At 64.8% G+C, this 26,887-nt stretch carries 25 protein-coding genes; 6 read left to right on the top strand and 19 right to left on the bottom strand.

Annotation, left to right across the window (positions count from 1 at the left end; all coding sequences use genetic code 11):
• Window positions 1-25 precede the first annotated feature (25 nt).
• Window positions 26-817, top strand: a complete 792-nt coding sequence (locus Q0X18_RS01050) for a hypothetical protein (protein ID WP_297557420.1) — start codon at window positions 26-28, stop codon at window positions 815-817.
• 2 nt (window positions 818-819) lie between these two features.
• Here the strand turns inward: Q0X18_RS01050 and Q0X18_RS01045 are convergent, their stop codons facing one another.
• On the bottom strand, window positions 820-2,661 hold the full coding sequence (locus Q0X18_RS01045) for an arginine--tRNA ligase (protein WP_297557419.1): 1,842 nt from the start codon (window positions 2,659-2,661) through the stop codon (window positions 820-822).
• 56 nt (window positions 2,662-2,717) lie between these two features.
• Here Q0X18_RS01045 and Q0X18_RS01040 point away from each other — a divergent pair, with 56 nt between their 5' ends.
• Complete coding sequence (locus tag Q0X18_RS01040; protein ID WP_297557417.1) at window positions 2,718-3,836, top strand: M20 family metallopeptidase; 1,119 nt, start codon at window positions 2,718-2,720, stop codon at window positions 3,834-3,836.
• Complete coding sequence (locus Q0X18_RS01035; protein ID WP_374707495.1) at window positions 3,833-4,093, top strand: YbaK/EbsC family protein; 261 nt, start codon at window positions 3,833-3,835, stop codon at window positions 4,091-4,093. The genes Q0X18_RS01040 and Q0X18_RS01035 overlap by 4 nt, the downstream gene beginning before the upstream one ends.
• Here the strand turns inward: Q0X18_RS01035 and Q0X18_RS01030 are convergent.
• Window positions 4,086-4,892 (bottom strand): IS5 family transposase, encoded by an 807-nt coding sequence (locus Q0X18_RS01030; protein ID WP_119342530.1) that lies wholly within the window; start codon window positions 4,890-4,892, stop codon window positions 4,086-4,088. The genes Q0X18_RS01035 and Q0X18_RS01030 overlap by 8 nt on opposite strands.
• A 47-nt stretch (window positions 4,893-4,939) precedes the next feature.
• Between Q0X18_RS01030 and Q0X18_RS01025 the strand changes: the two genes are divergently transcribed.
• Window positions 4,940-5,182, top strand: a complete 243-nt coding sequence (locus Q0X18_RS01025) for a YbaK/EbsC family protein (protein WP_374707518.1) — start codon at window positions 4,940-4,942, stop codon at window positions 5,180-5,182.
• Here Q0X18_RS01025 and Q0X18_RS01020 read toward each other — a convergent pair.
• From Q0X18_RS01020 to purU, 4 genes are all read right to left on the bottom strand, one after another.
• Window positions 5,179-6,381 carry an adenylosuccinate synthase gene (locus Q0X18_RS01020; RefSeq protein ID WP_297557415.1) on the bottom strand — a complete coding sequence of 401 codons (1,203 nt, stop codon included), beginning with the start codon at window positions 6,379-6,381 and terminating at the stop codon, window positions 5,179-5,181. The two genes, Q0X18_RS01025 and Q0X18_RS01020, sit on opposite strands and share 4 nt — an antisense overlap.
• Window positions 6,382-6,426: 45 nt before the next feature.
• Complete coding sequence (locus Q0X18_RS01015) at window positions 6,427-9,132, bottom strand: hypothetical protein (protein WP_297557413.1); 2,706 nt, start codon at window positions 9,130-9,132, stop codon at window positions 6,427-6,429.
• 78 nt (window positions 9,133-9,210) lie between these two features.
• Window positions 9,211-10,458, bottom strand: coding sequence for a S1C family serine protease (locus Q0X18_RS01010; RefSeq protein ID WP_297557412.1), 1,248 nt, complete (start codon window positions 10,456-10,458; stop codon window positions 9,211-9,213).
• Between the two features lie 58 nt (window positions 10,459-10,516).
• On the bottom strand, window positions 10,517-11,377 hold the full coding sequence (gene purU, locus Q0X18_RS01005; RefSeq protein ID WP_297557411.1) for a formyltetrahydrofolate deformylase: 861 nt from the start codon (window positions 11,375-11,377) through the stop codon (window positions 10,517-10,519).
• A 95-nt stretch (window positions 11,378-11,472) separates the two neighbouring features.
• Here purU and Q0X18_RS01000 point away from each other — a divergent pair, with 95 nt between their 5' ends.
• Window positions 11,473-12,015, top strand: coding sequence for a hypothetical protein (locus tag Q0X18_RS01000; RefSeq protein WP_297557410.1), 543 nt, complete (start codon window positions 11,473-11,475; stop codon window positions 12,013-12,015).
• 95 nt (window positions 12,016-12,110) lie between these two features.
• Here the strand turns inward: Q0X18_RS01000 and Q0X18_RS00995 are convergent, their stop codons facing one another.
• The 12 genes from Q0X18_RS00995 to Q0X18_RS00940 form a co-directional block, all read right to left on the bottom strand.
• Window positions 12,111-13,418 (bottom strand): ABC transporter substrate-binding protein, encoded by a 1,308-nt coding sequence (locus Q0X18_RS00995; protein WP_297557408.1) that lies wholly within the window; start codon window positions 13,416-13,418, stop codon window positions 12,111-12,113.
• 15 nt (window positions 13,419-13,433) lie between these two features.
• Entirely contained in the window at window positions 13,434-14,258 is an 825-nt protein-coding gene (locus tag Q0X18_RS00990; RefSeq protein ID WP_297557406.1) for a carbohydrate ABC transporter permease, read from the bottom strand.
• Window positions 14,251-15,183 carry a carbohydrate ABC transporter permease gene (locus Q0X18_RS00985; RefSeq protein ID WP_297557404.1) on the bottom strand — a complete coding sequence of 311 codons (933 nt, stop codon included), beginning with the start codon at window positions 15,181-15,183 and terminating at the stop codon, window positions 14,251-14,253. The genes Q0X18_RS00990 and Q0X18_RS00985 overlap by 8 nt, the downstream gene beginning before the upstream one ends.
• A 76-nt stretch (window positions 15,184-15,259) precedes the next feature.
• The gene (locus Q0X18_RS00980) at window positions 15,260-16,081 is read right to left on the bottom strand and encodes a sugar phosphate isomerase/epimerase (protein ID WP_297557402.1); all 822 of its coding nucleotides are present in this window, start codon (window positions 16,079-16,081) and stop codon (window positions 15,260-15,262) included.
• Window positions 16,082-16,313: 232 nt separating this feature from the next.
• Window positions 16,314-18,101, bottom strand: a complete 1,788-nt coding sequence (gene typA / locus Q0X18_RS00975) for a translational GTPase TypA (RefSeq protein ID WP_297557399.1) — start codon at window positions 18,099-18,101, stop codon at window positions 16,314-16,316.
• A gap of 171 nt (window positions 18,102-18,272) precedes the next feature.
• On the bottom strand, window positions 18,273-19,808 hold the full coding sequence (locus tag Q0X18_RS00970; protein WP_297557398.1) for a GMC family oxidoreductase: 1,536 nt from the start codon (window positions 19,806-19,808) through the stop codon (window positions 18,273-18,275).
• A gap of 191 nt (window positions 19,809-19,999) precedes the next feature.
• Window positions 20,000-21,268, bottom strand: a complete 1,269-nt coding sequence (locus Q0X18_RS00965; RefSeq protein WP_297557397.1) for a sensor histidine kinase KdpD — start codon at window positions 21,266-21,268, stop codon at window positions 20,000-20,002.
• On the bottom strand, window positions 21,265-21,915 hold the full coding sequence (locus Q0X18_RS00960; RefSeq protein ID WP_297557395.1) for a response regulator transcription factor: 651 nt from the start codon (window positions 21,913-21,915) through the stop codon (window positions 21,265-21,267). Before Q0X18_RS00960 ends, Q0X18_RS00965 begins: the two co-directional genes overlap by 4 nt.
• A gap of 32 nt (window positions 21,916-21,947) precedes the next feature.
• A complete protein-coding gene (locus Q0X18_RS00955; protein ID WP_297557393.1) occupies window positions 21,948-22,496 on the bottom strand; it encodes a TetR/AcrR family transcriptional regulator in 549 nt (182 codons plus the stop codon).
• 74 nt (window positions 22,497-22,570) lie between these two features.
• The gene (locus Q0X18_RS00950) at window positions 22,571-23,044 is read right to left on the bottom strand and encodes a hypothetical protein (RefSeq protein WP_013012608.1); all 474 of its coding nucleotides are present in this window, start codon (window positions 23,042-23,044) and stop codon (window positions 22,571-22,573) included.
• A 317-nt stretch (window positions 23,045-23,361) separates the two neighbouring features.
• Window positions 23,362-24,426, bottom strand: a complete 1,065-nt coding sequence (locus Q0X18_RS00945) for a hypothetical protein (RefSeq protein ID WP_297557391.1) — start codon at window positions 24,424-24,426, stop codon at window positions 23,362-23,364.
• Window positions 24,395-24,634 carry a hypothetical protein gene (locus Q0X18_RS00940; protein ID WP_211247175.1) on the bottom strand — a complete coding sequence of 80 codons (240 nt, stop codon included), beginning with the start codon at window positions 24,632-24,634 and terminating at the stop codon, window positions 24,395-24,397. The genes Q0X18_RS00945 and Q0X18_RS00940 overlap by 32 nt, the downstream gene beginning before the upstream one ends.
• A gap of 29 nt (window positions 24,635-24,663) precedes the next feature.
• Here Q0X18_RS00940 and Q0X18_RS00935 point away from each other — a divergent pair, with 29 nt between their 5' ends.
• Window positions 24,664-24,912 (top strand): hypothetical protein, encoded by a 249-nt coding sequence (locus Q0X18_RS00935; RefSeq protein WP_297557386.1) that lies wholly within the window; start codon window positions 24,664-24,666, stop codon window positions 24,910-24,912.
• A 197-nt stretch (window positions 24,913-25,109) separates the two neighbouring features.
• On the opposite strand, the gene Q0X18_RS00930 is transcribed toward Q0X18_RS00935, so the two are convergent.
• Window positions 25,110-26,690 carry a hypothetical protein gene (locus Q0X18_RS00930; protein WP_297557384.1) on the bottom strand — a complete coding sequence of 527 codons (1,581 nt, stop codon included), beginning with the start codon at window positions 26,688-26,690 and terminating at the stop codon, window positions 25,110-25,112.
• Window positions 26,691-26,887: the final 197 nt, after the last annotated feature.

Raw genomic sequence — 26,887 nt, 5'->3', positions numbered from 1 at the left:
CTGGCCGTGAAACAATCCAGCAAGTATGCCGCTGATAAAAATTTTGCTTCTTCTGGCAACCTTCGGCTTTGTCCTGGCGCAAAACCCCAACTGGCCGCCCCGGCTCGAGCCAGGACAGGTCTGGAACTTCAGCCTCGAGGCCCAGGGTCAGCGCTTCACCTGGAACGTGCGGCTGGGCACTGCCCAGGGTGGGGTCTTTGAGGCCCAGGCCCAGGGCGTGGACACCCGGCCCGCCCAGGTCGTCTATTTTGCCGACACCCTGCCCGGTACCAACTACAAAAACGTGCTGGTTTTCGACTTTAAGGCCCCCACCACAGCCTCGAGCTTCGCTTCGCCCTTTACCTGTATTATTCAGCCCGACGGCAAGGGAACGGTCGTGCTGGCCGGCGTGCCCTGCAGCGCCAGCCTGGGCAGCGCCAGCAGCGGTACTTCAGGTGCCGCCGGAGCCCCCACCTGGCTCAAAGAAGCCCGCAAAGAGCCGGTAATGGGTCAGGTCTGGCGGCTCGAGGCGTTTAATGTAGCCTGGAACCTTGCCTTCAGTAAGGCCGAGAGCAGCGGGTTTTCCGGCACAGCCACAATCGTGGAGAACCGCAGCGGCAACCCGCTCCCCGCCGACTGGGCTTTTCGTCTGACTTATGTGGGCCGCACAGTGCGTCTGGATATTTCCGTGGGGCAGGCCCTCATCGTCTGTCTGCTGGAAGAGCAGTACCAGAACGCCGTCAACGGCGCCCTGCGCGGGGAGGCCAACCTGTACAGCCAGGGGCAGTCCGGCAGCCGGGGCGAAAGTGGTTGTCGGGTGGTGCTTCGCGCCCAGTAACGTTACATAATCTCGGGGGCTTCCAGGCCCAGCAGGCCCAGGCCCTGCTTGAGGGTCTGGCGCAGGGCTTTGACCAGTTCCAGCCGCACCCCGCGCAGCCCCGGGGGCGCGGTAAGCACCGGGGTGGCCGGCCGGCCATCGGGGGTTTTGGCGTTGTAGAAGCTGCTCCAGGCCGCGGCCAGCTCGAGCAGGTACTGGGCCACGATGTGCGGGGCTTTGTTGCGGGCGGCATCCTGCACGGCCTCGGGGAAGCGCAGCAGGGTCTTGGCCAGGGCCACCTCGTAAGGCGTGGCCTGGGTGAAGTCGGGGGCTTCCTGGATAACCCCTTGCTCCTCGGCTTTGCGCAAGATCGAGCCTGCGCGGGCGTAGGCGTACTGGATATAAGGGCCGGTATCCCCTTCGAAGCTCAGGGCCTGGTCGTAGCGGAAGTCGATCTGCTTTTTGGCCTCGGTTTTAAGCATGGCGAAGCGCACCGCCCCCACCCCAATCTGCTCGGCGGCTTCCTCGGGGCTGGGGTGATCGGGGTTTTTCTCGGCGATGACCGCCCGCACCCGCCTGACCGCTTCGTCCATCACCTCGTCCACCGAGACCACGATGCCCTTGCGTCCGGACATCTGCCGGCCCTCGAGCAGCACCGTCTCGTAGGCCAGATGGAAGCACTTCTCGGCCAGGTCGGGCCGCCCCTCCACCTCGAGCGAGGCCTGCACCACCCGCAGGGCGTGGCTCTGGCGGGCATCCACCACGTTGATGGTCTCGCTGGCCCCACCAAACGGCAGGGGTACGCCTTCGGGGTGGGTGCTGTACAGGGGCGCCCCGCTGGGCTGGGTATCGTAGGTCACGAAGCGCAGGCCCTCGAGCAGGCCCATCTTCCAGAACTGCAGGGCGATGTCCTTGGCGGTATAGGTGGAGGTGCCGTTGGAGCGGATCAGCACCAGGTAGGGGTCTTCCAGGCCGGGAATGAAAGCGCTGGTATCCATGACCAGGGCCCCCGCATACTTGCCCTCGGTAGGACGGGCAACGTAGGGCGAGCCTTCCAGGATTTTCATGGCCTTGCCCAGCAGCCCTTCCCGCACGATGTCGGACTCCCAGACCAGGGCGTTGTACTCGGCGCCCAGGCGGTACATGGTTTGCAGTTGGGCCCGCAGAATTTTGTCTACCGCATCGCGCAGCTCGCCCGCCTCCAGGCGGTGGAGGGTGGATTGCACGCCCTGTTCGATGCGGGCTTTTTGCTCAGGGTCTTCCATGGCCTGGTGCAGCCGCACATAGGCCTCCCCCACCCAGTGGTCGTATTTGGTCTGGGCGGGGGCTTCCGTAAGGCCAAAATACTGCAAAGCATACAGGCTCTCGGCGGCCTGCCGCCCGGTGTCGTCGATGTAGTTCATTACCTCTACATCGCGGCCCACAAAGCGCAGTATGCGGGCCAGCGAATCCCCCAGGCAGATGTTGCGCAGGTGTCCAACGTGCAGCTCTTTGTTGGGGTTGACCGAGGTGTGCTCGAGCAGCACCTTACCCGCGGCCCTGGGAAACGGCGCAATGGGCAGGGTGGCCGCCTGCACCAGAAAGGCCGGCTCGAGTTCGAAATTTAAGTAGCCCCCCACCACAAAGGGGCGCCGAACCCAGGCGGGGAGCTGGATGTTCTGGAGCAGGTCGGCGGCGATCTGGGGCGGGGCTTTCCGCAGGGTGCGGGCCAGGCTCATGGCGACTGGCGTGCCGTAGTCGCCTTCCTTGTCCGGCGGGGTTTCCTGCACGACAATTTCGGGCCACTCCTGCAGGCCCAGGGCCTCCAGGGCCTGGGCGATGGCGGCTTTGAGCTGGGACTTGATCTCGGGGCGAGATGCTAACACCGAAATAGGATAACAGAAAGATTCCCCTGGGCTGCCCCACACAGTAGTATGGGCCCGTGAAACCAATCGAGTACCTGCAGCCCCAACTTCCGGCCATCCTGCAAGACCTCGAGGCCATCGTAACCCTCGAGGCCCCCTCCCACGATCTGCCCGGCCTGGCTAAAGTGGCCGACTGGATTGCGGCACAGTTTGGGCCTTTGGGAAGCCTCGAGCGCGAAGAAACCCCCAACGGCCCGTTGCTAAGGGTGCACATCCCGGGCGCGGGCAAAAAGGTGCTGGTGCTGTGCCACTTCGACACCGTGCACCCGGTGGGGGCTTTTGCCGTGCCCTGGAAGATTGAGGGCGACCGGGCCTACGGCCCCGGCGTCTACGATATGAAGGGCAACATCGTACAGCTCCTGTGGGCCTTGCGCACCAACCGGGCCCTGGGGCTGGGCCTGCCCACCCTCGAGCTGCTCTTCACCCCCGACGAAGAAGTAGGTTCCATGGCCTCCCGCGCGGCCATCGAGGCCGGTGCGCTGCGCAACGATCTGGTGCTGGTGCTGGAAGCCCCCATGGGCAACGGCGACCTCAAGGTAGCCCGCAAAGGGGTGGGCCAGTACCGCCTCACCGCCCACGGCAAACCCGCCCACCAGGGCGTCGAGCCCGAGAAAGGGATCAACGCCATCGTCGAGCTGGCCCACCAGGTACTCAAAGTTGTGGCCCTGCAAGACTGGGAGCAGGGCACCACCCTGGGGCCCAATGTGATCAAGGGGGGCACCACCAGCAACGTGGTGGCGGCCACCGCCTGGGTGGAGATCGACCTGCGGGTCTGGACGATGGCCGAGGCGGAGCGCGTCGAAAAGGCGCTCAAGGCCCTGGAGCCGGTGCTACCGGGTGCTACCCTCTCGGTGGAGGGCGGCCTGAACCGCCCCCCCATGGAGCCCAGCCCGGCCTCGCTCGAGCTCTTCGAGATGGCCCGGCGCATCGGGGCTGAACTGGGCTTGCAGCTCGGCCCTGGGCGGGTCGGGGGCGGCTCCGACGGCAACTTTACCGCCGCCCTGGGCGTGCCCACCCTGGACGGGCTGGGCCTGTTCGGCGAAGCCGCTCACCAGCTCAGTGAGAATGTCTATATTCCCCAAATACCAGCCCGTACCGCCCTGCTTTGCGGCATTCTGCACGAGCTTTCCCGATGAAACTATCCCCCAGCGCCCTGAAAGTACAGGAAGCCCTGAACCAGCGGGGCTTTGCCCACCTGCAGGTGCAGGAGCTATCGGCCTCTACCCGCACCGCCCAGGAAGCCGCCGCGGCGGTGGGCTGTGCGGTAGGCCAGATCGTCAAGTCGCTGGTTTTTCGGGGGGCCAGGAGCGGCAGGCCCTACCTGCTCCTGGTTTCGGGGGCCAACCGGGTGGATGTGAGGCGGCTCGAGGCCCCTCTAGAGCCTGCTAACTAGCTGTTCGTAAAAGCTCCACAGTTTTCGCTGTCATCAGAATCGAAAAAGCCAACCAGTGCCAACCTCGCAAGGTCTCAGCCAGCCGCTCATAGTCTCGCGCCAGCCTGCGAAACCGGGATGTCCAGGCAAACGAACGTTCCACCACCCAACGCTTCGGCAGCAGCACGAATCCTCGTTTGGCCCCTTCCACCTTGACCACACACAGGGCGATGCCTTCCGCCTCTGCCGCTTGTGCCGCTTCCTCCCCAGTGTAACCCTGATCCACAAAGGCCACTTCCACCTGCTCCCCCGTCACTTCCTGCACCTGTTGACTGAGGGCTCCCACCTGGGCCCGTTCCTGTTCACTGGCCGCCGTTACTACCAGGGCCAGCAGATGCCCCAGGGTATCTACCGCCAGGTGAACTTTGCTTCCCTTGCGTCGTTTGTACCCATCGTATCCGGCCCGCTCCCCACTTTGCGGGGTGGACTGTAGGGTGCGAGCATCGTAGATGGCAGCGCTGGGATGGGCGGCTTTGCCCTGGAGCATTCGCAGGGTCATGCGCAGGTCGTGTACCAGGTCTTCGAAGACCCCCCGGTTCATCCAGCGGTAGGCTTGCGCCTGAACGATATGGGGGGGTGGGAAGTCGTGGGGCAGGTAGTCCCACTGAGCACCGGTTCGAACCATCCAGCGCAGGGCGTTGAACACTTCGCGCAGGTCGTACTTGCGCTGGGGTGCTTCCAGCGGGGCGAGGGTCAAATAGGGCAGCACCAGAGCCCATTCCTCATCACGGACGTCCGATGGGTAAGCACGGCGGTTCATGCTCTAAACATAACTGCAGTGCCTGATTTGGGTAAGGTGGTTTGTAGATTCTAGGGGAAAAGCTGGAAAAGCCCGACGCCGAGTATGTGCGACAGGTCACCGGCTTTGCCATCGGCGGGGTGCCGCCCGTTGGTCACGCCCAGGCCCTCGAGGCCCTCATCGACCCCGACCTGCTCCAGTACGAGCGCATTTACGCGGCTGCTGGAACCCCTTTTGCGCTGTTTGGCCTCTCGCCAGAAGAACTGCTGGCCCTCACCGGAGGCCGCGTGGTGGCCCTGAAGAGCGACTAAACCCAGCTCACCGCCCCAAAGGTGTCCTCCCGGCGGGGGCTGGTAGAAAACATCACCACCGGGGTCTGGGTAAAGTCTTCGACCAGTTCAATAAACTGCTTCAGGCTAGCCGGCAGCTCCTCCCGGCTGCGGATGCCGCTCAGGTCGCCCCAGCCGGGAATTTCCACATACTTTACGCTGCCATCCGGGCGGTGCTCCACACCCACCTTGACCACTGGAAAGCCCGAGAGCACGTCGAGCTTGGTCAGCACCAGGCCATCAAAGCCGTTCACCTCGCAAGCGTACTTGAGCAGCACCAGGTCGAGCCAGCCGGTGCGCCGGGCCCGCCCGGTGGTCACGCCAAACTCGCCCCCTTTCTGCCGTAAATACTCGTCCTCCTCGCCAAAAAGCTCGGTGGGGAAAGGGCCGTTGCCCACCCGGGTAGCGTAGGCCTTGGCTACCCCATAGACCTTGTTGATGGCCTTGTGGTTCACGCCTGCGCCCACAATAATTCCCCCCACCGTGGGGTGCGAGCTGGTCACGTAGGGGTAGTCGCCGTAGTTGAGGTCGAGCAGGGTGGCCTGGGCCCCCTCAAACAGCACTTTCTTGCCCTGTTTGATGGCCTCCCGCAGCAGGTGGCCGGTGTCGGTGATGTGTGGGGCCAGGATCTCGCGCATCCGGTAGAGGTCGGCTAGGGCTTTTGCGGGGGTATCCCAGCCCGCTTCACGGGTCGAGTTGGGCTTCTCGGTAAGCAGGGTTTCGACCCGCTCCTTGAGCACCGCCTCGTTGAGCAGATCCCCGGCGCGGATACCCACCCGCCGGGCCCGGTCGGAGTAGGCCGGCCCGATGCCGCGTTTGGTGGTGCCCACAAAGTTGTTGCGGGCTTCCACCGCCTTGTGATGAGGTAGCACCAGGTGGGCCTTGTCCGAGACCAGCACCCTGGGGTTCAGGCCCTCGGCCCGGATGTTCTGCATCTCCTCGGCAAAGCGGTAGGCATCGATCACCATCCCGTCCCCCAGCACGTTGGTGGCCTGGGGGTGAATAACCCCGGTGGGCAGGAGGTTCAGCTTGAAGGTTTTGCCCTGGGCCACCACAGTATGCCCCGCATTGGCCCCCCCCTGGTAACGCACCACAAAATCGGCGTCTTCTGCGAGGGCATCGGTTACTTTGCCTTTTCCTTCGTCACCCCACTGGGCTCCAATAATGGCGATTCCTGGCACGGGTATAGCCTATAGCCAAAAGCCCAAAGCGAAAAGCCCAGCCCCCTACAAGCCTGGCAGCACCAGACTGAGATAAAACCTCGGCCCCGGCTCCCCAAAGCCCTGCGCGCCGCCCAGGGCCACGCTACTGCCCGGCGCCAGATAAAACAGCGTCAGGCCCAGGCGCAGCTCGGCCCCCAGCGAAAAGCGCGTCTGACTCAGGTTCAGCGGCGAACCGGCGGCCCCTGCGTCCAGGAATACCGAGAGGCTCAGGTCGTCGAAGAAGAGCGGCCAATTGCCCAGACCGCGCTCGAGGCTCCAGGGGGGGAGGCGGTACTCGAGCGAGCCCACCAGCGCCTGCTGCCCCCGAAGCTGGCCCGGCGCAAAACCCCGCACCGCCAGCAGCGGCTGGCCCCCGGCCACCAGGGGCCAGGCTCCCAGGTCGAAACCATCCAAAGCCAGCGGCGAGGTGGTGAAGCCACCTCCCACCCGCAGCCCGATCAGGTGCGAAGCCTCCAGCGGCAGGCGGAACTGGAAGCCCAGCGCCCCCTGCACACGGTAGCGCCAGTCCGGGCTGCCCTCGCGCACGAAGGCTGTGCCCACCGCGCTCAGGCTGCTCCTCGAGCGGAACAGGTCGCTGGCGGTGGTGCTGGCGCCGCTCAAGCGAACCGAAAAGGCATGGGTAACCGTGTTCTGGTTGGGGTCGAGGGCGGGCTCGAGCACGTCCGAGCGCAGGTACTGCAGGCCCAGGCTGCCCTGCGGCGACCAGAACGAAGCACCCACCGCCTGGGCGCTGTCCCGGCCTGCCCCCACCGCCTGCAACACCAGCGGGAAGCCCAGCCCGGTGTACTGGTAGGCCAAGTCGTAGAACACCCCCCGCAAACTGCTGTCGAAACCGGCCCCTACCGCATAGGCATGGAGGCCCACCGGGTCGGAGGCCGCAAACGAAACCCCCAGGCCAAACCCATCCACCCCCACCCCGGCGATGGGCAGCCAGTACAGCGGGCGCAGGTAGTGGAAGGGGTTGTAGGGCTCACCGTTGGCGGCCTCGGCGGGCTTGAACGCGGGCAGGGGTTCGCGCGGTAGCTCCACCCGTTTCCAGGCGCTGGGGTTGTAGGGCAACTGGTAGAGGTTGTAACCGGTCTGGTCGTAGCCGGAGAAGATTATCTGCTGCTGGCTGTATGAAAAAGTGGGCTGGAAGGCTCCGGTGAGCAGGTTGGTCACCTGGAAGACCGCCCCGTCCTCGAGGCGGTAGGCGTACAGGTTGTAGACCCGGTTCACATCGCTGCTGTAGATCACGTAGCGCCCATCGGGGCTGAAAACCGGATCGCTATCCACGTTCCTGTCCTGGGTCAGGGGCGCAAGGGCCCCGGTTTCCAGGGTGTAGCGGTAGAGGTCTTGAAAACCGCCGCGCCGCAGCAGCGCAAGCACCAGCGAGTGGCCGTCCGGGGCCACTGCAAACGAATGAATCACCCCGTCCTGGTAGGGGAAGCGCCGCAGGGGCTGAATGCGGCCCAGCTCAATGAAATAGCGGGCCAGCTCGGTGGAGCCGTCGGGGGTGTTTTTGGCTAAAAAGATGCTCTTGCCGTCGGGTGCGTAGCGGGCGTAGTAGACCCGTTCGCCCTGGGTCAGGCGCTGGACGCGGCCCTCGAGGCGGTCGTACTGGTAGAGGTCGCTCGCCACAAAGTAAGGGCTGGTCGCGCTGCTGGTGGTAAAGAGCAGGTAGCGCCCGTCGGGCGACCACTGTGGATGCTGGGCGGGGCCGTTCAGCAGCTCGCGTTCGTTCTCGTTGACGATGATACGCAGGCCGCTGCGTAGCGGCGAGGCGTGTGCATACACCAGGCCGTTGGCCGAATCCGCCGGGCCCTCGCTAAAAAACCCCAAGGTGCTGAGCTTTTGCACAGGGGTCAGGCCCTCGGCGCGGATGCGGGTAATCTCGCCCTCGAACTGGCCGGGCAGCCAGCGCACAAACTCGGCGTAAATCTGGTCAAGCGAGACCCCAAAGGCCTTCAGGAAGGGCTCGTTGAAGTCTTTGAAGGCCAGCATCCCGGCGTTGGCCTCGGTAAAGCGCCGGTAGGCATCGGAGCCAAAGCGCACCTCGAGGTACTGCACCAGCCAGGCGCTGTAGTTGTAGACCAGAAAGCCCAGGTAGGGCCAGGTGGATTTGCTGTAGGCCTGGCGAATCTCGTCGAGGCTGGGAAACCGGCCCGAAAGCACCATCTGGCGCAGCATCATGCGGGTGGTGGCGTCGTTCAGGCGCGACTCGCCCAGCTTTTTGTGTTTGAGATACAGCACCGCGCCCTCCACAAAGGGAAAGGGCTTAACGGCGCTCTGGGCCGGTAGTTGCCCGAAGATGCGGGTACGGTCTTTAAGGGGGCCGCGCACCTGGGAGAGGTCGAACATATGGACAATCTCGTGGAAAATGACCGTCTCCCACCAGGAGGAAAGCCGGGGGTTGAAAAAGTCCGAGCTGCGGAACTGCCCGGTAAAAATGCCCACCACGTTGTTGGCAGGGCTGGCAAAGCCGTTGAGGGTATCCCCCACGTCCGAGAGCACAATGCTGATGCGTCCCGGTGGCGGTTCGAAGTCTTCTACCAGCAACGCATAGGCTTTTTCGGCGTAGATGGCGGCCTCGGTAGCCACGCGCTCGAGGCCGCTGTGGTAGTGGATGTCGAAGTGCTCGGTGCGCACCGTAAACCAGCGCTGGGTGGGATCGAACTGGGCCAGGGCCAGCGAACATACCAGCAAAACAACCGCCAGGAAGCGCAACATTGGGCCCAGTATAGGCAATCAAGATGAAGCAAAGAAAAAACCCTCCCGCGCGCGGGAGGGCTGGAAGCACGGCTGGGGTTAGCGAATCACCTGTGGCACCACCCGCACCTCGCGGGTCTGTCCGTCGCGCCAGATCTTAAGGGTTACCGCTTCGCCTGGCTTTTTGGAAAGCAGTACCGCGCGCAGGTCGTTGATGTTGTTGATGGGGTTGCCATCGGCCTCGAGCAGGATGTCGCCGTTCACCCCCAGCTCAATCACCTGGCCGGTGCGAAGCTGAAGCTGCACGGTACGGGTGGCGGCTCGCAGCCCGGCCCGCTCGGCAGGGCTGCCCCGCTCCACCTGCTGGATCATCAGGCCGGTATCGGGCAGGCGGTTCTGGCGGCGGATGTTTTCGGGGTACTCGGCCATCGAGAGCAGCGAGAGGGTCACGCCCAGGCGGGGCCGGGAGCGCACGATCTCTTCGGCGGTAATGTCCTTGCCGGCTTTGAGGTCGTTCAGGTACTGCTTGGCCAGGTTGATGGGGATGGCGAAGCCAATGCCCGCCGACTGCGCGGCCCCAAAGGCCCCCGCCGAGCTGTAGATGAAGGTGTTGATCCCGATCACCTCGCCGCGGGAGTTGAGCAGCGGCCCCCCCGAGTTGCCGGGGTTGATGGCCGCGTCGGTCTGAATGACCGTGGGCACGAAGGCCCCTTTACCGCCGCCGCTGCCGTCGTTGGGGTTGCGCCTTATGGCCGAGACGATGCCCTCGGTCACGGTGAACTCGAGGCCAAAGGGGTTGCCCATGGCAATGGCCTTCTGCCCTACCCGCACCTGGTCGGAGTCGGCGAGGCGCATGGGCTTCAGCTTATCGCGCGGGGCCTGCACCCGGATCAGGGCCATGTCCAGGGGCTCGGCCCGGCCTATCACCCGCGCCGGGTAGCTCTTGGGATCGTTGTGGAAGCGCACGGTGATCTGGTCGGCTCCTTCGATCACGTGGTAGTTGGTGAGAATCAGCCCGTCCTGGTCGAGCACGAAGCCCGAACCCGTACCCTCCTGGGGCTGGGGCTGCAGGAAGGGCGCAAAGAAGCCGAAATCGTTGCTCACCCTGGGGGTGGCCCGCACCGCCACGAACACCACCCCATCACCGGTGCGCTGGACGATGTCAATGGTATTGCGTTCATTTTCCAGAAAAGCGCGGTTCTGGTCGAAAGACTGCGCCTGGGCCTGCACCTGCGGCTCGCTCGAGGCTGGCAGGGAGCTCTGGCTCTTGCTCAGGTTGAACCACAGCACCCCCCCGCCTACCATCAGCAACAGACCCAGGAGAATGGAAGAATTTCTCATGTACATCTCAAAAACCTCCTGGCTATAGTGTAGCGAAACTCGGTGAAGACGGCATGAAGGGTAATTATGAAAACACCACCGTCTTGTTGCCGTACACGATGATGCGGTCTTCCAGGTGCCACTGCACCGCTCGAGCCAGCACGTTGCGCTCGAGGTCACGCCCCAGCCGCACCAGGTCGGCCACGTCGTGCCGGTGCGAGACCCGGGCCACGTCCTGCTCGATGATGGGGCCCTGATCCAGTTCTTCGGTCACGTAGTGGGCGGTGGCCCCGATGATCTTCACGCCCCGCGTATAGGCCTGTTTGTAGGGATTGGCCCCCACAAAAGCCGGCAGGAAGGAGTGGTGGATGTTGATGATGCGGTGGGGGTAGCGGGCCACAAACTGCGGGGTGAGAATCTGCATGTAGCGGGCCAGCACCACCAGGTCGGTATCCCCCAGCAGGTGCAGGATCTGCGCCTCGGCCTCTTCTTTGCGGTCTTTCTCCACCGGCACGTGGTGGTAGGGAATGCCAAAGCGCTCCACCTCGGGCCGCAGGTCGGGGTGGTTGGAGATGACCTGGGTGATGGTACAGGGCAGTTCCCGGTTGCTGTGCCGCCAGAGGAGCTCCAGCAGGGCGTGGTCGTATTTGGAGACCAGGATGGCTACTTTCTTGAGGTCGGCGGCGTAGGCGATGCGCCAGTTCATCTCGAAGCGGGCCGCCACCCGCTCAGCAAAGGCTTTCTCGAGGATTTCCCGCGATACATCGAGGTGCGGGGTCTGGAACTCCAGCCGCATGAAGAAGAGCCCCCCCTCGGGGTCGGTGGAGTGCTGGTCGAGCGCGGTGATGTTGGCCCCGTGGTTGAAGAGAAAATTCGAGACCGCCGCCACAATGCCGGGCCGGTCGGGGCAGGTAATCAGAAGGCGTGCAGTGGTATCCGACTGCATATCTGCCACAGGCTAAAGGCTCTGGGCTCAAAGCTCAAGGCGTATATGCTCCCCCGGCACACTCGTTAGAACTTTCTTGGCCCACACTCAGATGTATGAAAAAGCAGTTTACGGGCCTGGTAATCCTGCTTGCCTCGGTAGGATTCGCCCACCAACCCTTCTGGAACCCCGGCTCCCCCAGCCTCGAGCAGGCCTACCGGATTCTGGAACCCACCGTCTCGAAAGTGGTCACGAGCCAGGTGAACGCGGGCCAGTTGGGCTTTTATGTGCTCGAGCTGGCCGCAGGCTTCGTGCTCGACCTGGGGCTTTTTGTGGGGGCGGCCTGCCCACCGGCCTTTCAACCCCGGATGTGGCTGGTGGGGCCGGGCCTCGAGGGCAACGAGCGCCCACCTTTCGCCATTCCGGGGGGTATGGGGGCCAAAGTGTTTGCAGGCGGCTGGCGCGACTACCGGGGCCACGGCCTGGTGGCCCGCCAAGGCCCCGAACTACGTGAGCGGCTCCGGGGCGGAACCTACTACGTGGTGGTAGAGGCCGGGAACGCGGCGGGCTACTACATGCTTTCGCTGGCGGGGGCAGAGGTTCCCGGCGGAACGCCCGAAGGACGGGCCGCCCTCGCGCGGTTCAACCGCTGTGGATAGGCCACCGCCCTGGTAAAGGATGTTCTCTCAGACACCCGAGGCCAGCACGCAAAAAACCCACCCGTAGCACGGGTGGGCATGGTCGGCGAGCTCAATTACTGCCGGACGCTGGCGTTGTAGCGGGCGAGTACCTGATCGGCCCGCTGCTTGGCCTCGTCGAGGGCCTGCTGGGCCGGCTTGCCCCGCAGGGCCTCCTCGATGGCCGACTGTACAATCTGGCGGATCTCGGTGAATCCACCCATCAAGCAGCCTGCCGAAGAGGTGTTGACCTTGGAGGTCTCGAGCTGCCGTACCGCAGTGGTGTAGTTGGGCTGGCGCACATAGGCCTGGCGCACGCTGGGCAGCTCGGTCACCCCTTTGACCACCGGGAAGTAGCCGGTGCCGATAATCCATTTGGCCTGGGTCTCGGGGCGCAGCAAGAAGCGGATGAACTCCCACGAGGCCGCGTTCTGCTCGTCGCTGAAACCACGGATCAGGTAGACCGCCGCCCCGCCGATGGCCGTGCCGTTGCGCTCGCGCAGGTAGGGGTAGAAAGCGGTGCGCACCGGGAAACGGTTGCCCACCTGGCGCAGCACCCCGGTAAGCGAGGCTGTGGAGTACACCGCAATGGCCGCGTTGCCCTGGGCGAACAGGCTCTGGCTATCGGCCCAGTTGCGCCCGGTGTTGGCCGCCACCCCCTCCCGTACCAGGCGGGCCCAGGTGTCCAGGAAGGCCACCGCCGCCGGGTTGTTAAAGGTCACCTCGGTGGCCCGGGCTTTGCGGCCGTTCTCGTTGTTGCAGAAGTACTGGCCGGAGTTGTAGCTGAACTGCTCCATAAACCAGCTATCTATGGGGATGGAGAGGCCGTAGCGGGTGGTCTTGCCAGAGGCATCTTTGATGGTCAGCTTGCGCGCGGCGGCCTCGAGGTCGGCCAGGCTCCAGGTGTTGCGGTAGGGGATGCCGGCCTGCTCCAGGGCCTGGGCGTTGAAGTAGAGGATGGGGTTGGAGCTGTTGAAGGCCAGTCCATACAGCTTCCCGTCCACGGTGTAGTAGTTACGGGGCTGGCTGACAAACTGGGAGAGGTCGAAGTTGTTGGCGCGGGCCAGGTCTTCGAGGGGCAACACCGCGCCCGAGTCGGCCATGAACCGGGCCCCGATATCGTAGACCTGGATCACGTTGGGGCGGCCCTGTCCCCCAGCCTGCAAAGCGGCCCGCAGCTTGTTGAGGCCGTCGTCGTAGGAGCCCACGAACTGGCTGCGCACCGTGACCCGGTTCTGCGCGGCGTTAAAGTCCTTGACCAGGGCCTCGGTGGCCTCGCCCAGCACCCCGCCCATGGAGTGCCAGAAGTCGATGGTGATGCGCTGCTGGGCCAGCCCCAGCCCCCCCAGTGCGATGCCTGCCAGAATCAACCAAAGTCTGAGCATATCTGCCTCCTAGCGTTATCCCTTTAGCCCACCCAGCGCGATGCCCCGGATAAAGGCCCGCTGGGCCAGCAGAAAGGCCAGCAAAGTGGGCAGCAGCACCAGCACCGCTGCCGCCGCCACCACGTTCCAGCTCGAGACCTCCACGCTCTGCACCTGAGCGATGGCGATCTGCACGGTTTTCATCTCGTTCTGGTTGATCACCACCAGCGGCCAGAGGTACATGTTCCAGGCCCCCAGAAAGCTCAGCGCCCCCAGGGCCCCCAGGGCCGGGGCGGCCAGGGGCAGGGCCACGTACCAGAGCGTCCGCAGGTGGCCGGCCCCGTCGATCCGCGCGGCATCGAAGAGATCCTGGGGCAGGCTTTTGATGAACTGCCGCATCAGGAAGATGCCCAGCGGCGAGGCCAGAAAAGGCACAATCAGCGCCCAGTAGCTATTGATCCAGCCCAGCTCCTGTACCAGCAGGTAGCGCGGCAGGAAGGTCACCTCGTCGGGGATGAGCAGGAGCCCCACCACAAAGCCGAACAAGAGGCTCTGCCCGGCAAAGCGAACCCGGGCCAGGGCATACCCCAGGGTGGCTGAGGTCAGCAGCACCCCTAAAGTGATGGCCAGCGAGACCCCCAGGCTGTTGAGCAGGTAGCGCAGGATGGGGTGTTTGGCCAGGGCTTCCCGGTAGGCCTCGAGGGTGGGCTGGGGGGGCAGCAGGCCCGGGGTGAAGAGGTCGGATTCGGTACGAAAACTGGCCGAGACCAGGCTCAAGAGCGGCAACACCAAAAGCCAGGCGTAGACCCCCAGGAGCAGGTAAAACAACGGGCGGGCCAACCAGCGGGGCAGGCTACTCATAGTGCACCCTCCGGCCCAGGCCGCGGAACTGCAGCGCGGCCAGCAAAAGCAGAACCAGAAACAGCGCCACCGACTGCGCCGCCGCATAGCTAAAGCGGAAGTTGAAGAAAGCGTCCTGGTAGATGCGGTAAATCCAGACCGTGGTGCTCTCCATGGGGCCGCCGCGGGTCAGCAGGTGGATCTGGCCGAAGGCGGTCAGGCTGGTGAGCACCGTCAGCAGGGCCACCAGAAACAGGGTGGGCGAGAGCATGGGAAGGGTGATGTGCCAGAACTGCCTCCAGGCTCCGGCCCCATCAATCCGGGCCGCCTCGTAGAGGTCTTCGGGGATCTGCTGGAGCCCCGCGGTCAAGAGGATGGCGGTAAAGCCCACCCCGGCCCAGGCGGTGACAATCGCCAGGGTGGGCAGGGCCAGCTCAGGGCTGGTTAGCCAGGGCTGGGCCGGCAGGCCCACCGCCTCCAGCCAGCGGTTGACGGTCCCCCCGATGGGGTGCAGATACCAGCCCCAGGCCACCGCCGCTACCGCGGTCGGCACCGCCGTGGTAAGGAAAAACAGGGTGCGAAACAGCGCCACGCCGGGAAAGGGCCGCGCCACCATCAGCGCCGCCAGCAGCCCCAGCAAAAGCTGTACCGGAACCACGATGGCCGCAAACAGGAAGGTGGCCCCCACCGCGCGCCAGAAAGCCGGGTCGCGCAGCATCTCGGCGTAGTTGGCCAGGCCCACCCAGTCCCGCTCGGTGCCCAGAAGGTTCTCGCGGTGAAAGGAGAGCCAGAAGGCGTTGAGGGTGGGCCAGACGGTGAATACCAGCAGCAGAAGCAGGGCTGGAAGCAGCAGCAGGGCCACCTCGAGGCCCTCGCCCAGCCGCCCTATCCGGCGCGTTGGGATGGAATTTTGCAGGTTTCGCTCGGAGTTTTTGGCATTAATCATGACCGCACCCAAAAGAATCCGCCAGCAATTTCAAAAAAACATCAGCCGCGGGCTTACAATCTGCTGACCATGCGGCTTAGCAGGCCAGCCCCTGGGCTACCAGCCATTGAGCGGCCACGGGCAGTTGCTCGTGCCGCACCTCCAGGATGAGGCGGGGGTGGCCCTGAAGGGTCTGGAGGGCCGCAAACAGGGCCCGCCAGTTGACCCCGCCCTGGCCGGGGCTCCAGTGGCGATCCAGCAGGCCGTCGTTGTCCTGCAGGTGCAGGTGGGCCAGCAGCGGGCCAGCTTCTTTGACCCACTGGTCGGGTGCGGGGCCCCCGAGCTGCTGCATCAGGTGGGCATGGCCCACGTCCAGGCTCATGCGCACGTGCTCGGAGCCAAACGACTGCACCAGGGTGCGCAGGGGCTGCGGGTTGGTATCGCGGATGTTCTCGATGACCAGCACCAACCCCAGGTTGCGGGCCAGCGGCAGCACGGTCTGGAGGGTGTCGTGCACCCACTCGATCTCGCGCTCGAGGCCGTTACCGGGCGTATGGGCCATCTGGGGGTGGCCGAAGAATAGAAAAGGGCTGTGAATGACCATATGGCTGGCCCCCAGGTCGGCGGCAAACTCCAGGGCCCGCCGGTAGCGCTCGGCGATCATCCGCCGCACAAAGGGGTCGAAGGAGGCCATCCAGAGGCCGTCGTAGGGGCCGTGAATCCCCATTCGTCCGGTGTAGCCGTCCAGGGCCTGCCGGGCTTGGGCCACCAGGGGCTGCCAGTCGCCGTCCAGCACCTCCGGGCGCACCGCATCCTGTAGCTCGAGGTCGCGTCCCCCATGCTCCAGAAGCCAGGGGCGAAACTCGGGCAGGCGTTCTATGGGCAGGGCTAAACCAAGCACGGGCAGGGAAGGTTTCATACCTCCGCAAATCTAGGCTCCCTCTGTCAGCCTCGCATCAGGCCTGGTAGGCAGGGGCCATTGACCGGCGCTTCCCCAGCCGCGCCGCCCCTTTACGCAGAGGAGCCCGCGCGTCGGAAGGTCTAGGTTGTCGTAAGCATCCACTGCGACGACCTGACCCGCTTGAAAAAGGCCGCCCAGCCCAGCGGGTGGGTGGATTATTCATCCCCCAAAATGGCTGTGGAGCACGAGATTAAGCTGTCTCGGCCCGCTTGCGCTGGCTGGGGTCGAGCACCCGCTTGCGCAGGCGCAGGCTCTGGGGGGTTACTTCCAGAAGCTCGTCCGGGGCCAGGAATTCCAGCGCCTCTTCCAGCGAAAACTTGCGCGGGGGGATGAGCCGGATGTTCTCGTCGGAGCCGGCGGCCCGCACGTTGGTGAGCTTTTTGTTGATGTTGACGTTCACGTTCAGGTCGTTGTCGCGCACGTGCTCGCCCACAATCATGCCCACGTACACCTCGGTGCCGGGCTCGATGAAAAAATTGACCCGCTCCTGCAAGCGGTACAGGCTATAGGCATAGGCCACACCCGCCTCCATCGCCACCGCGCTGCCGGTGGTACGGGTCTCCAGGCTGCCCACGTGCGGCCCGTAGGCGTGGAAGTTGTGGCTCATTACGCCCTCGCCCGCGGTAAGGGTGAGGAACATGGTGCGGAAGCCGAACAGGGCACGGGCGGGCACGGTGAACTCGGCCCGGATACGGCCCGATTCCTGCTCCATGTGCACCATCTGGGCCTTGCGGCTGCCCAGGGCCTCCATCACCGGGCCGAATTTGGCCTCGGGCACGTCCACCACCAGGTACTCGTAGGGCTCTTGAATCTGGCCCTCGAGCTCCTTGAACAGCACGCTGGGCTGGCCCACCGAGAACTCGAAGCCCTCGCGCCGCATGGTCTCGAGCAGCACCGACAGGTGCAGCTCACCGCGCCCGTGCAGCTCGAAGGTATCGGGCGTGACCTCGATGACCCGCAGGGCCACGTTGGTCTCGAGCTCCTTCAAAAGCCGCTCGCGGATCTGGCGGCTGGTCACGTACTTGCCCTCCCGTCCGGCAAAAGGCGAGGTGTTGGGGGTCACGGTGATGCTCACCGTGGGCTCGTCCACCGCCAGGCGGGGCAGGGCCTCGGGGGCTTCGCGGGCCGCTATGGTATCGCCAATCTCGACGCCTTCCATCCCGGCAATGGCCACGATATCGCCGGGGGTGGCCTCGTCCACCTCGAGGCGCTCCAGGCCCCGGTGGGTAAACACCGCCACCACCTTAAGGTCGCGGTTGCCGTGTTCGCCCACGATGGTCACGAACTGGTTTTTACGCACCGTGCCGCGGTGCACCTTGCCTAGGGCAATCTTGCCCAGGAAGTTGGAGTAGTCGAGGTTGGCCACACGAAGCTGGAAGGGGCCCTGGGCCACCTGGGGGGCCGGGATGTGCTTGAGGATGGTCTCGAAAAGGTCGGTCAGGTCGGGCTTGGGCTGGTCGCCCAGCCAGGCCGCGCCCTCGCGGCCAATGGCGTAGAGGTAGGGGAAGTCGAGCTGTTCTTCGGAGGCCCCCAGCTCGGCCATCAGGTCGAAGGTCTCGTTCAAGACCTCGTCGGGCCGGGCGTCCTTCTTGTCCACTTTGTTGATCACCACGATGGGCTTGAGGCCGGCCTCGATGGCCTTCTTGAGCACGAAGCGGGTCTGGGGCATGGGGCCCTCGGCGGCGTCCACCAGGAGCAGCACCCCATCCACCATCGAAAGCGCGCGCTCCACCTCGCCGCCAAAGTCGGCGTGGCCGGGGGTGTCCACGATGTTGATTTTTACGCCCCCCCATTCCACTGCGGTGTTCTTGGCTAGAATGGTAATGCCGCGCTCGCGCTCCAGATCGTTGGAGTCCATAATGCGCTCGCCCCCTTCGTCGTGGCGTGAGAGGGCTTTGGCCTGCTTGAGCATCGCGTCTACCAGGGTGGTCTTACCATGGTCTACGTGCGCAATAATTGCGATGTTTCTGAGTTCCATTGTGTCTCCGGGGAAGGCTCGCGCGGCGGCGGGCAACCCTAGTAGTCTAGCCGATGCGGGCGGCTTTGTATATGCCAGGCAACCTGGGCGAAAAGCGCCTGAACTCCTAGCGGTTTGCTCGGAGCCCTGCGCCTTGATTCGGCGACCAGCCGCTCGGGTCGCGCTGCCCTACTAGAGGCTCAGCAACCCATCGGCGGCCTTCTCGGCCAGCATCAGGGTAGGGATGTGGGTGTTGCCCCGCACCACCCCCGGCATCACCGAGGCGTCCACCACATACAGGTTCTCGGTGCCGTAAACCTTCAGGTTGGCGTCCACCACCTGCCCCATGCTGCAGGTTCCGGCGGGGTGGTAGAGGGTCTGGGCATGGCGGCGGATGTAAGCCCGGATCTCCCCGGCCTGCCGGGCGTGGGGCTGGCCCCGGTAGGGGTCGAAGGCTTTTTGCGCGGCGATTTCGCGGGCAATCGCCACCCCGGCCTGCAAAACCTCGAGATCCTCTGGCTCGCTCAGGTAACGCGGCTGGATGAGGGGCGCGGCCTCCGGGTCGGCGCTCCTGAGGGCAATAAAGCCCCGGCTCTGGGGGGCCACCAGGGTGGGGCCGATGGTGAAAAAGTAGCCTTCCTCGCGGTCGAAGCCGTGGTTGCTGAAAAAAGCCGGCCCAAAATGAAACTGCAGGTCGGGTGCAGGGGCCTGGGGCTGGGTGCGCAAAAAGGCCCCCGCCTCGGCGATGTTGCTTACGAACGGGCCGCGCTGGGCCAGCAGGTAGCGCAGGATGTTGGCGAGGTTCTCGGCTTTGTCCAGGCTCACCGGCTGGGTGCTGTGCCAGATGACCGGCAGGGCCAGGTGATCCCACAGGTTCTGTCCCACCGGCAGGTCTTGCCGCACCTCGAGGCCAAGGGCTTTGAGGTGGTCGGCAGGGCCGATGCCTGAGAGCATCAGGAGCTGGGGGGACTGCACCGCCCCGCTCGAGACGATCACCGCCCGGCGGGCCCGCACCTGCCAGCGCTGGCCCTGGTGGCGGTACTCCACCCCCACCGCTGTAGCCCCTTCAAACAAGATGCGGTGGGCCCGGGCCCCGGTCTGGGCGTCCAGGTTGGGGCGCGGCAGGGCCGGGGTCAGATAGGCCGCGGCGGCGCTGTGCCGGGCCCCGTTTTTCTGGTTGACATGGAACAGGCCCACCCCTTCCTGCTCGGGGCCGTTGAAGTCGTCGTTGCGCTTCAGGCCCCATTGCTGGGCGGCCTCGAGGAAGGCCTCGGTCAGGGGGTTGGTGTACCTGCGCACCTCCACGTGCAGGGGGCCTTGGTCGCCGTGGTAGGGGGAGGGGCCCAGGGGGTGGGTCTCGAGCTTCTTGAAGTAGGGCAGCACCTCGGCAAACGACCAGCCGGGCTGCTGCCAGTCGTCGTAGTCGCGGGGGTTGCCACGAATGACGATCATGGCGTTGATCCCGCTGCTCCCCCCCAGCCCCTTGCCCCGCGGCCAGTACAGGCTGCGCCCCTCCAGCTCGGCCTGGGGCTCGGTAAAAAAAGCCCAGTCGTAGGGCCCCTTGAACAGCTTGGGGAAGGCCGCCGGGGCCTTGCAGTACAGCCCCTGCATGGGCTCACCGGCCTCGAGCACCAGCACCGTGCGATCGGGCCGGGCCGAGAGGCGGTTGGCCAGCACACACCCCGCTGCCCCGGCTCCTACGATGACGTAGTCGTACACTTGTCTCATCCGTCGCCATTTTAGCGCCTCCGAGTTTTGAACAGAGTGTTTGCGTGATACCGTTTCCGCTTGAATCCTTCACCCTTGAGCATAGTCAGAGGTGAAGGATTCAAGCCGACCGAAGGGAGTAGAAAAGCATTTCGGCAGTATCGTTTAGGCTTTCAAAAGTGAACAATACTGCCGAAATGCGTATGACCGCTTCAGGGCTGACGGATTTTTGCTGTGGGAAGCCAAACTCCCACCCGTGCCCCACCTTCCGGGCGGTTCTCGGCATGGGTTTTACCCCCCATCACCTGGGCCACAGCCGCTACCAGAGCCAAGCCCAGGCCCACCCCGTCGCTCTGGTCGTTTTTAACAAAGGCTTCAAAGGCCCTGGGCAAGACTTCAGGCTGAAAGCCGGAACCCCTATCGTCTACCCACAGCCAAACGCCCTCTTGAGCGGGCTCGAGCTCCACCTTCTCCACGCCCCCGCCGTGTTTGGTGGCGTTCTGCACAAGGTTCTCTACAATAAGCGCCAGCAGATCGGGGTCGGCCTCCACCCAGCCGTCGCCCTCCACCCTAAGCCCGTGCTGTTCGAGGAAGGCTTTCAGGTTCAGCGGCTGGCCCCGCACCCGTCCCTGGCCCTCGAGGCGGGCCAGCGTCAGCAGGCCTTGCAGCAGCGACTCCATCCGGGCCGCCTCGCGCAGCGCCCCCTCGGTGGCCCGGAGCTCGCCGGGCCGGCGCTGCAAGACTTCCAGATACCCTTTGAGGGCCGTCAGGGGGTTGCGCAGTTCGTGGGAGGCCCCATAGGCAAAGCGCCGCGCGGCCTGCTCCTGCACCCTCGAGCGGTGCAAAGCGGCCTCGAGCTCACCCATCAGGGCGTTCATGGCCCTTACTGCCGGCCGCACCTCGGGCAGCCCCGGGGGCGGGAGGGGCTCGAGGTTTTCGGCATTGCGGCGGGCCAGCTCGCGCGAAAGGGTCTCCAGGGGCCGGAGCGAGCGGGTCAGGCCCCAGGCCCCCACGCCAAAGGCCAGCAGGGCCAGCACCCCCCCCAGCCCCAGATAAAGCTGCAACAGCCGCTGGGGCAGGGCCGCCACCTCCTCCAGGGGCGTGCCCAGGCCCAGGCCCCCCTCCTCGCCGGGCAGCGCCACCCACAGCCAGTTGTCCCGCACCTGCCGAAAACCCTGCCCCGCTCGCAGGGCCTGCTCGAGGCCCTCGGGGAGCTGGTAATCGCCCAGGTCGGTAAAGGTCGTGCGGCCTTGGGGGCCCAGGATAAAGCCCACCCCGCCAAACTCCTGCACTACCTGGGCCAGATCCTGAACACGCACTGCCCCCTGGCTGACCAGAAAACCCAGCCGGGCCAGCACCGCCCGCTCGAGGGCCTCCTGCACGGTGCGCTGGGCCTGCTGTACCGTCAGGGCTCCCAGCGGAAACAACAGCAGCACCAGGGCCAGCAACAACCACAGCAGAAGACGCAGGCGGAGGGTCATGGCCGCTTAAGAATGTAGCCGTGCCCCCGCAGGGTGTGCAGCAGCATGGGTTCGCCAAGTTCCCGGCGCAGGGCCGAGAGGTGCACCTCGAGGGTGTTGGGCTCCACCTCCTGGCCCCAGACCCGTTGCATCAGGGCCTCTTTGGGCAGGACGTGCTCGGCGTGTTCCAGGAAACACTGCAGGAGTTGCAGGGCTTTGGGGGATAGCTCGAGCAGCCGCCCGCTCCGCCGGGCCTCCATCTTGCCTGGATACAACACCACGTCGGCGTAGGAAAGCACCTCCTCTGAGCGCTTGCTGCGGCGCAGAAGGGCTTCGATGCGGGCCAGTAACTCCGAGAGGGCGTAGGGCTTCACCAGGTAGTCGTCGGCCCCCTCCCGCAGGCCCTTGACCCGCCACTCCACCTCATCCAGCGCAGTGAGCATCAGCACCGGCACCGCGCTTTGCCGGCGTATCTCGCGCAGCACCCCAAACCCATCGCCGCCGGGCAGCAGCACATCCAGCACCACCAGCTCGGGGTTCTCAGCCAGCCTGCGCAGCCCTTCGGCGCCGTTGGCCGCCTCGAGCACCGTGTGGCCCTCGAGTTCTAAACCCAGGCGCAACGCCTCGCGCACCCCAGGGTCGTCTTCGATAAGCAGCACCCGGGCCATGCCTCTATTCTGGCAGATACCCCTGCCGCCCGTTAGGTGGCCTCTCCGGCCTTATCCGGTAAGCCCCGCACAAACAGGGCCACCCCTTCCTGCAAAAGCGCCTCGGCCGAGTAGCCGGGCATGTGCTGGGCGGTCATGTAGGCCCCGTGCACAATCGAGGCAAAGATCACCGCCAGGGCCCGGCCATGCCCCGGCGCAACCTGCTCCAGCAGCCCGGCCAGTTGCTCGAGGCCACGCTGCATGGCCTCGCGGGCCAGCTTGACCGCCTCGAGGTCGCCGCCCCGGCGGCTCGAGTAGGCGGTCATCAGGGCGGTAAGGGGCTCCACCTGCCCCTGGTAGGCCAGGGCCAGGGCCATCAGGCGCTGGTGCAGCGTGCCTGGCTGGGCAATGGCCCGCTGGGTCTCGGCAAAGCCCTCCTGCAACAAAGCCTCCAGCAGCTCACGCTTGGAAGCGAAATGGTGGTACACCGCGGCCTTGGTCAGGCCCAGGGTACGGGCCAGGTCTTCCAGGCTGGTAGCGGCATATCCTCGCTCTGCAAACGCTTTACGGGCGCTCTGCAAAAGGGCTTTGCGGGTGTCCATGTAGCTATAGCCTACGCCTCCTGCCTCGGGCCGGGGTGTGGTTTCCACAACACTGGCGTTCAGGGCAGCTTACTTCAGAAAAGGTAGTTCACCCCAAAGCGGAGCTGGATACCGAAGGCTGTACCGTAAATGCCCGTAGCATCGCTGGCCAGGTAAAGGGTTGGCACGGCCTCGGCAAACAGGCCCGTATCGCTGGCGGTGCTGTAGCTAACCCCAGCCAGACCCCGAATACCAAAAAAGTTCAGCGCCCCCAGGCCCACCCAGTTGCCCCCCAGGCCCCCATACGGCAGCAGGCGTCCCGTTCCAAAGGGAAAGAGCAGGTCGGCGCCGAGCTCGAGGAAGCTGGGACTCAGCCCGATGCCCACACTGGCCCGCGCCCCAAGACCACCCCCCAGGTTGTAGCTGCCGGCCTGTAGCATCAGGCTGGTGAGAGAGGTTCCTTCCACCCACTGAAATACCAGGCTGGCCCCCGCGAAAGGCCTGGCGCTTTGGGCAAGGGCCGTCCAACCCAGGCACAGCAGAAAAAACACTGCGATTTGTTTGCCCATGATGGGCCTATTCTATGGCCTTAAAAGCCCGGCCTGGTGTTACATAAAGATTCCATTAGCCGGCCCTAAGACTTCCCTCGAGGCCTGCTCCCTAGACTGCCAATTATGCGCCCCGCGTACCTGGCCCTGCTGCTCACCCCGCTCCTGCTGGCCTGTGGCGGCCAGAGCGTCTTCCGACCCCCCAGCACACCCCCACCCCCCACCCCCGGCGAAAGCTTTAGCCTGGCCGCCGACCCCTTCACCCTGCCCCGGGGCGGCACCGCCACCCTCACGGTGCGGGTGACCTTCAACACCAGCAACCTGACGCGGGGTGCATCTCAGCAATTCCGTACAGGGAAAGCCCTCCACCTCAGGGCCTCGAAGGCCACCAGCGGATGGGAACTACATAGCTGGGCGCGGTGGGCTGCTGTGCGCGAAGCCCCAGGGCGACTCCACTGCATCCCCGAGCGTTTCATGCGGGCACCGATAACATGCTTGTTCATCCCCTCCACCTGGCCTGAACCGATGGGCCAGCCCCGGGCTTTATAGGCCGGGTAGTCCATCCGATCGGCCCTTTGCTCCAGGTACTGGATTGCGCTGCGGGCCTCTTCCGACCAGCTCTGCCGCTCAGGAGCGGTAGGGGGTGGGCAGTAGGTGCCTAGCCACTCCCCACCCGCCACCTCCCCCCTCAGCCAGCGCCTACGTTCCTCCGCCCGTTCCTCCTCCGACCAGCCCAGCTCCAGCATGACCTGTTCGAGATACTGACTGGCATGGAACACGTCTATCACCTGGGGGATGCCCAGGGTTTGGTAGAGCTGTTCGATCCAGACCGCCCCATCTGAGACCCCAATCACTTCATCCTGTCTCTGTACCCCCGCCGCCCGCAGCAGCCCCGAGAGCTGGGGCAGCAGTTGCTCGGGCTTCATCACCCCCGCCATACGGGTGCGCGCACCAGGAGCCCGCTGCGGATAAACCAGGGCGGTTTTGACCTCGATACCTTCACAGCGATGGGTGCTGGGATGGGGTTGTCCCGCTACCCGCACCCCATCCACCTCCAGCACCATCACCCGTCCCTCCCCCTCGGCCAAAGCCGCCCAGGCCCGCTCCTGCAGGCTGGCACAGAGCGTCTCCTCTAACGCTTTGCCGTAGGTCGCATGCAGCCGGGCCAGCCCCGCTGCGCTCACCTCCAGGCCGAAGGCGCGGCCCAGCTCCGCTGCCTCCTCATACGGCAGTCGGCCAGCCAGCTCCAGCAGCCGCTCCAGCACCCAGGGGGTATACCCACTGCCGTCCAGGCTCCCATCCAGCCGGTAGCTGTGTTCCCGTCCCGCCTCGTCCCGCAGCCGATGTACCCTGACCTGGATAAACCCCCAGCTACCGCGTACCTGGCTGGTGCGTTGTCCCACCCTCCTCCACCCCTTCGGTAGCTCCAGGGGGGGAAGGCGCCTGGGTCTCTTCCACCAGGCCTTGCATCAGCGTCCTGAGGAGTTCCGGGTTATGTCGCAGCATGGCCCGTTCGATCTCCGCCAGTCCACTCCCCGCTTCCAGGCTTAGTTCCAGGTCTTCCATGTACCGCTCAAAGGCTTGGCGTGCTTTCGTTTTCCACTCTTTCATGCCTTATTCTGGCATACGGATTTTTAGAGATGCACCCCCTGACGCGGGTTTTTTTGAGATACCAGAGCAACACAGGGGGCCTCGAGGTCACCCCCGTAGAACAAAACGCCGTGCGAAGCAGCGCCAACACCCAGACCGCCACTTTTGCCGTAACCGACCGCAGTGTAGATCCGATGGAAAAGAAGCCCTTTTTCTACATCTACGGCATCGCCTGCACCAGCAACGGGTGCAACAGCCAGTCCCAGCGCAGCATCACCATCCAGTGGAATATGCCGTAATACCATTTCCGCTTGAATCCTTCAGCGTTGGACGCAGTCAGAGGTGAAGGATTCAAGCCGACCGAAGGGAGTAGAAAAGCATTTCGGTAGTATCGTTTAGGCTTGTCAAAGTGAACGATACTGCCGAAATGCGTATAACAGCACGCCCCCAAAAGCCACCGGCGAGGCGGTGCCTCGCCGGTTGGTGATGGGCATTTTTAGTTCACCGTGCCCAGCGCGCCCTCGAGTTCGACATCCTGGATGCTGCCGTTTCGCACATACAGCCCACGCCAGGCGTCCTCGGTGGTGAAGAAGCCGTCCAGGCGCAGGTCGGTTCCAGGTTTGATGTACTGCTTGAGTGGGCCAGTCCCCGAGTTGCGGTCGCCGGCGATGTAAGGCCCATCGCCGTACAGGTTGGTCTCGAAGTAGCCGTCGCCGTCGGGGTCGAGTTCGGGCTTGTAGCGCAGCCGCAGGTTCATGATTTGCAGCGTGCGGCGGGTGCTGGAGGAGTTATTGGTGACCAGGTCGGTGCAGTGGAGCGCGTTGCAGGCGGTGGCCGGGTTCTGGATGTCAATGCCCATACCGGGGCCGCTAAACTCCATGCCTAAAGCCTTGACCAGGCCCCCATCCCACTGCTCGTAGCCCGAGTTGTTGGCGGCGATGCGGATGCGCTTGGAGGCCCGGGTGCTGCTTTGCAGTTGCTGGCCGATCTGCTCCTGGGTGACCTGCTGGCCGGTGCGGGGGTCGGTGCAGGTGTTGGCGAAGAAGGGGTTGTCGCCCTGGTTCTGCCTCGAGGCCCCAAAATCGCCCTTGTAGTTGAGCTCAGCCAGCTTCTCGCCGGTACGCCAGCGGGTAGCCACCACCACCACGGTGTGGAAGCGGGCGCAGACCCGCTGGTCGGTGCTGGTCTCGGAGTGGATGTTGATGTACCAGCCAATTTCGCCGTCGCGGATGGCGAAGCCCTTGAACCCCTCGGCCCGCTCGGGCTGGTTGTTGGTGTACTGCGCGGTGTAGAGGAAGGGGGCCTGGTAGCCAATCAGGCCGGGGTCGGCGTTGTGGTCGTGGCGGTAGTAGCACCAGTAGACCGGGTCAATCTGGGGGTGCCAGCTCGGGTAGTTGCGCCCATCCGGCCCCCTGGCCTGCCAGAGGTTGTCGAGCCAGGAAGGGCAGGTGGTGTTGGGCACGGGGCGTTCGGTGATGCCGCTGGGCAGGGCCGGTTCCGCTGAGGGCTGCCCGTTGCCTTCGGCCAGCAGCACCCAGTACTCACCCTTGCCCTCAGGGGAGCCCAGGGTGATCTCACCGGCCCGGAAGGTGCGGGTGTAGGTGTTGAACTTCTTGCCATCGGCGGTGGTGGTCTCCCCTTTCTGCCAGCCTGCCAGCCACAGCGCCGAGTTTTCCCAGGCCACCACCACCGTGGCGGGGCGGGTCAGGCTCAGGCGCAGCCAGTCGGCCCGCGAGGCGCTCGAGCCGGGCGTGTCCAGGATGTCCCAACCGGCATACTGGGTAAAGCGCGGCCCCGAGGGCTGGCTGGGGTTGTTGGGGTTGCGGTTTTTGTCGGCCTGGCGTGGCCAGTAGCGCAGCCCGCCGTAGCTGGCCCGCAAACGCCCATTGTCTTCGCTTACCACCAGGTACCGGCTAAGCAGCGTAAGGGGCTGGTTGGTGGGGTGCTGGGTAAGGGGCTCGGCCAGGAAGGGGCCGTTGGAACTATCGGGGGTGGGGTTGTCGGTATACTCCCCCCCACAAGCCCCCAGCAGCAGGCCCAGGCCGCCCAGCAGAAAAAGCTTCTTGATTTGTCGCATCGGTCTTCCTCCTGTGCCTTGCTCGAGCTATGAACAACCCTTAGCCACCAACGTACAAGGATTTTTGACCGTTACTTTTCTGGATTAACCACAGCTTAAGGTCGGCAGCTCAACGGGCTCAGAAAGCCCTAACCGAACTCACAAATGGGCTTCTGGAGCGTTACAAGATTAAGCCGCACCAGGGCCAAACCGGTTGG

The sequence above is a fragment of the Meiothermus sp. genome (assembly GCF_026004075.1).
Lineage (GTDB): Bacteria > Deinococcota > Deinococci > Deinococcales > Thermaceae > Meiothermus.
This window is presented reverse-complemented; position numbering and strand designations above follow the sequence as displayed.